The following is a 4,751-nucleotide window of genomic DNA, read 5'->3' on the forward strand; positions in this document are numbered from 1 at the left end:
TCTATCGGGTCTTGCAGCGGACACCGAGCACCGATGCGTCTTCGGCTGCGGTATAGCTGCCGATCGCTGCGCTGCACATGAACTCACACAACGCGGGACTTTTTTGCCGTTCGCTGCAGGCGCACCAATGTCTGGTTCAGCAAACCGTTCAACAAATGGTGGTTTTTGAACGAGCTGTGCTGCTTCACTTCCGGTAAAAGTGAGCGGCTACCATATTGATATTGAATCACACCCTTACGGATGACATTAATTTCTGGCTACATTTAAACCCCCTGAGGCCTGATAAAACTGGTCCGTCAGACCGCCACGGGAACAGCAGTTGACAAAGCCCCCCTTGGCGCACAACGTAGTCCTTTCTCACCCGGGGGGTCCCGACAAGGGGCTGAGAAACTGATGGTGCGGCAACGCATAGCGCAGTGACCCGACGAACCTGATCCAGTTCATACTGGCGTAGGGATGGTGTTCGGCTGTGCGGCATTGCCCTGCCTGTTTTTTACAGGCGTTTATCGCGTGGCTATTCTCCATTCAGTACGGCGGAGCTGGATCTCATTGCTATGAGCACGGAGATACTGACTCATGAAAGATCTGACACCAACCGTTACTACTGGACCCTTACCGGCATCCCGGCGCGTTTATCAGCCCGGAACGCTGCATCCCCAAATTCGCGTCCCTATGCGCGAGATTGATCTTCACCCTTCGGCTGGCGAACCGCCGGTTACGGTCTATGACAGCTCTGGCCCCTATACTGATCCCAGCGCTAAAATCGCTATCAACGGTGGCCTGCCGCGCCTGCGGGCAGACTGGATCGCCGCACGCAACGATATCGAGCTTTATGAGGGTCGCCATGTGCGTCCCGAGGATAATGGCTTTGCTGAGGGTGCCCGGCTGGTGCCCGAATTCCCGGTCCGCCACAAGCCGTTGCAAGCCAAGGCAGGACGCGCGGTCACGCAGATGGCCTATGCCCGCGCCGGGATTATAACACCCGAGATGGAATTTGTCGCCATCCGCGAGAACCTTGGCCGTAAGGCCGCGAAAGAGGCTCTGGTACGTGACGGCCAGGATTGGGGCGCGGCCATCCCCGATTTTGTGACTCCCGATTTCGTGCGCGAAGAAGTCGCCAGGGGCCGTGCGATCATCCCCGCCAATATCAACCACCCCGAGGCCGAGCCGATGGGGATCGGGCGTAATTTTCTGGTCAAGATTAACGCGAATATCGGTAACTCCGCCGTCACCTCCTCGATGGAGGAAGAGGTGGAAAAGATGGTCTGGGCCACACGTTGGGGCGCGGATACGGTGATGGACTTGTCTACGGGCCGCAATATTCACAACATCCGCGACTGGATCATCCGCAATTCTGCCGTACCCATCGGCACCGTTCCGCTTTATCAGGCGCTGGAAAAGGTCGAGGGTATCGCCGAAGACCTAAGCTGGGAGGTGTACCGCGATACGCTGATCGAACAGGCTGAACAGGGGGTGGATTACTTCACCATTCATGCTGGCGTGCGGCTGCATATGATCCCGATGACGATAAAGCGGGTGACCGGGATTGTATCGCGCGGCGGCTCGATCATGGCGAAATGGTGCCTGCATCATCACCGCGAAAGTTTCCTTTACGAGCACTTCGCTGAGATCTGCGAAATTGCCCGGGCATATGACGTCAGCTTCTCTTTGGGGGATGGGTTGCGTCCCGGCTCTATCGCGGACGCCAATGATGAGGCGCAATTCGCCGAACTGGAGACGTTGGGCGAACTGACGCAGATCGCATGGAAGCATGACTGTCAGGTGATGATCGAAGGACCGGGCCATGTAGCCATGCACAAAATCAAGGAGAATATGGACAAGCAGCTGGAGGTCTGCGGCGAGGCGCCGTTTTATACGCTCGGGCCGCTTACCACGGATATCGCACCGGGATATGACCACATTACCAGCGGTATTGGTGCGGCGATGATAGGCTGGTTCGGCACGGCGATGCTTTGCTATGTCACTCCCAAAGAGCATCTAGGTCTGCCTAACCGTGACGATGTGAAGATCGGTGTCATCACCTACAAGATTGCGGCTCATGCTGCCGATCTGGCCAAGGGGCATCCGGGAGCGCAGATCCGAGATGACGCGTTGTCACGCGCGCGGTTCGAGTTCCGCTGGGAGGATCAGTTCAACCTCTCGCTTGATCCCGAAACCGCGCGCTCGATGCATGACGAAACCTTGCCGAAAGAGGCGCATAAGGTCGCGCATTTCTGCTCCATGTGCGGACCGAAGTTCTGCTCGATGCGGATCAGCCACGATATCCGCGCCGAGGCGCAGAAGGACGGCATGGCGAAAATGGCCGAGAAGTTCCGCAAAGGCGGTGATCTTTATGTTCCTCTTGATAAGGTAAAGGAAATATAAGGGGTGACAGGTTCGCCGGAAGCGTAATATCGGAAAGACCTGTCACCAATATGCGGCTGGCGCAGCGCATCCCCAGCCAGATTGTCATGCACGTCGCCGCCAGCGTCCTGTTGGCGGCGAATTATATAGAGGTGATGCACCGTATCCAGTGGGAGTTTAGCCGCTCAACAAACGCTCGTTTTTTGCACCTGCGCAAACCGCCTCGTCCAACGCCGCCAAAAACCCCGTTCAAAACCCAAACAGTTGTTGAAGGTTTTTTGGCTTGCTGTTGATAGCAGACATTCGTAGTCGATGCAGCACCGGTTACACTGGGCTGATTCCGTTGAAAAACTCGTTTCGATTTGGCACTTTGGGGTTGGTTGTGGCCTAATTTTTGTTCGGCAATCTGAGACGGTGCCGCTTGTCATTCTGTGGCCGGCACCATGGGTTTGAGTTTTGCTAGTTTCCGAAGGTTTTGGGCGGTGGCTGCGAGGGTAAACTCGTCTTGGACGCCGCATGGGCCACGTAATCGGAGCCGGCCCAGGCCGAGGATGCGTTTAAGGTGGGCAAAGAGCATCTCTACTTTCTTTCGCCGCCTCTGGGCAGTTGGATTGTACTCTGAGGCGGTGCATTGGCGGGCGAAGTCTCGGACGATCTCATATTTCTCGCGATGGATCGCACGGACCTCCGAGTTGGGGCAGCATTTGGCCTTCAGCGCACATCCCGTGCAATCAGACTTCCGCGTCCGATATCTGCGGGCTTTCCAAGCTGGTGCATTTCGCGCGGGATCGGAATAGGTCCGCCATGTGTGGCGCATCTCCTTTCCACTCGGGCAGATGTAGCGATCGTTCTCGTCATCCCACGTGAAGTCGGACCGCGAGAAGGTTCCGTCGGTCCGTTCACCTTTATCAAAGACAGGGATGAAGGGGAGGATCTGGCGCTTGAGTGCCAGCCAGACCAGGTTGTCTGACGATCCGTAGGCGGTGTCAGCAGCGATCCAATCGGGCTTCACGCCAAACCGGTCTTCGGTCCGGTCGAGCATCTTCCGCATGGCACCGACCTCGGCGGTCTTGTTCGACCGGCTGGCGTCCACGTCAACGATAATCCCGTGATCGGTGTCGATCAGGTAGTTGTCAGAATAGGCAAAGAATGCAGGCCCTTTGCGCGCAGCCGTCCATTGACTGGCCGGATCGGCATGGGCGGTGAACTTGGGTTTTGCTGTTGTCGCTGCACCGAAGGCTTCATCGTCCAAAGTGTCGAGATACTCCCGCACCGCGCGGGGCGCATCCGTGGGATCAATCTCGCGGGCCGCCCAGCCTTCGGGATTGCTCGAGTTCTGCTTCTGGACATCCGCGCTGATCAGGCTGGCATCGACCGCAAAGCCCTGGCCGCCGACCAAACCCTCTTCAATGCAGCGCGCAACAGTCGCCTCGAACACATGACGCAAGAGGTCACTGTCACGGAAGCGGCCGTGCCGGTTCTTGGAAAATGTCGAATGGTCCGGGATGCGGTCTGTCAGTTCAAGGCGGCAGAACCATCTGTATGCCAGGTTCAGATGCACCTCTTCGCAGAGCCGCCGCTCTGACCGGATGCCAAAACAGTATCCGACCAACAGCATCCGGATCATCAGCTCAGGATCGACAGATGGACGCCCCGTGTGGCTATAGAAATCTGCCAAATGCCCCCGGATGCTGCTCAGATCGAGATGCCGATCAATCGATCTCAAAAGGTGGTCCTGCGGGACATGCTCCTCCAGCGAAAACTCGTAAAACAGTGCCGCCTGTGCTTCCTGCCTTGGCCCCATCATTGTAAGTTCTCCCGCTCAATAACTGAATTGAATCAGTCAATTGGGCGTCGATCAAGGAAGAGTTTTTCAACAATATCGGCTCAGACCAGACTTTCGCGGCATCACGCCCGAACGTCTGCTCTACTTCTCTTCCAGATATCTCCCCCAGCACGCCACTTACCGCTGAAGAAATTGCGCCAGATTGTGGTAAAGGTCACAGGGGGCGCTGCTTTTACGGTAGATGACCGTTTGTTTGTTGGGATCGCACACTGACAGCGGCGCTCTGCATGTCAGCGGGGCGGGGGAGTGTTGCGCAACTGATCGTTTTTGGCATTCAAAAAAATCTAGCCACACCACTTTAACGTGCGTTAACCTTCTGTGGACCACACCGTTATCTAATATTTTGCTAGGGAGCTCTAGATTGTCCATTGACTACAATGACTTGCAAAGCAGTTCCCCAGCAGGTTCGGCACGATGGTCACCACGCCCGGGAAGGCAAAGAGCATTCCCAGGGCCGCCACCTGGATCAACACGAACGGCAACACCCCGCGATAGATATGACCCGTGGTCACCGAAGGCGGCGCCACCCCGCGCAAATAGA

Annotated in this window: 3 protein-coding genes and 1 riboswitch; of the genes, 1 reads left to right on the forward strand and 2 read right to left on the reverse strand. The window is 56.6% G+C overall.

Annotation, left to right across the window (positions count from 1 at the left end):
* Nucleotides 1-352 precede the first annotated feature (352 nt).
* Nucleotides 353-475: riboswitch (TPP riboswitch) on the forward strand.
* A gap of 101 nt (nucleotides 476-576) precedes the next feature.
* Nucleotides 577-2,385 carry a phosphomethylpyrimidine synthase ThiC gene (gene thiC / locus ACR0B3_RS23430; protein ID WP_012187122.1) on the forward strand — a complete coding sequence of 603 codons (1,809 nt, stop codon included), beginning with the start codon at nucleotides 577-579 and terminating at the stop codon, nucleotides 2,383-2,385.
* Nucleotides 2,386-2,788: 403 nt separating this feature from the next.
* Here the strand turns inward: thiC and ACR0B3_RS23435 are convergent, their stop codons facing one another.
* Nucleotides 2,789-4,171 carry an IS1182 family transposase gene (locus tag ACR0B3_RS23435; RefSeq protein WP_012187121.1) on the reverse strand — a complete coding sequence of 461 codons (1,383 nt, stop codon included), beginning with the start codon at nucleotides 4,169-4,171 and terminating at the stop codon, nucleotides 2,789-2,791.
* A 395-nt stretch (nucleotides 4,172-4,566) separates the two neighbouring features.
* A partial coding sequence (locus ACR0B3_RS23440) for a hypothetical protein (RefSeq protein ID WP_480811176.1) occupies nucleotides 4,567-4,751 on the reverse strand: 185 nt, incomplete at its 5' end.

It is taken from the genome of Ruegeria sp. CE9 (genome assembly GCF_056537425.1).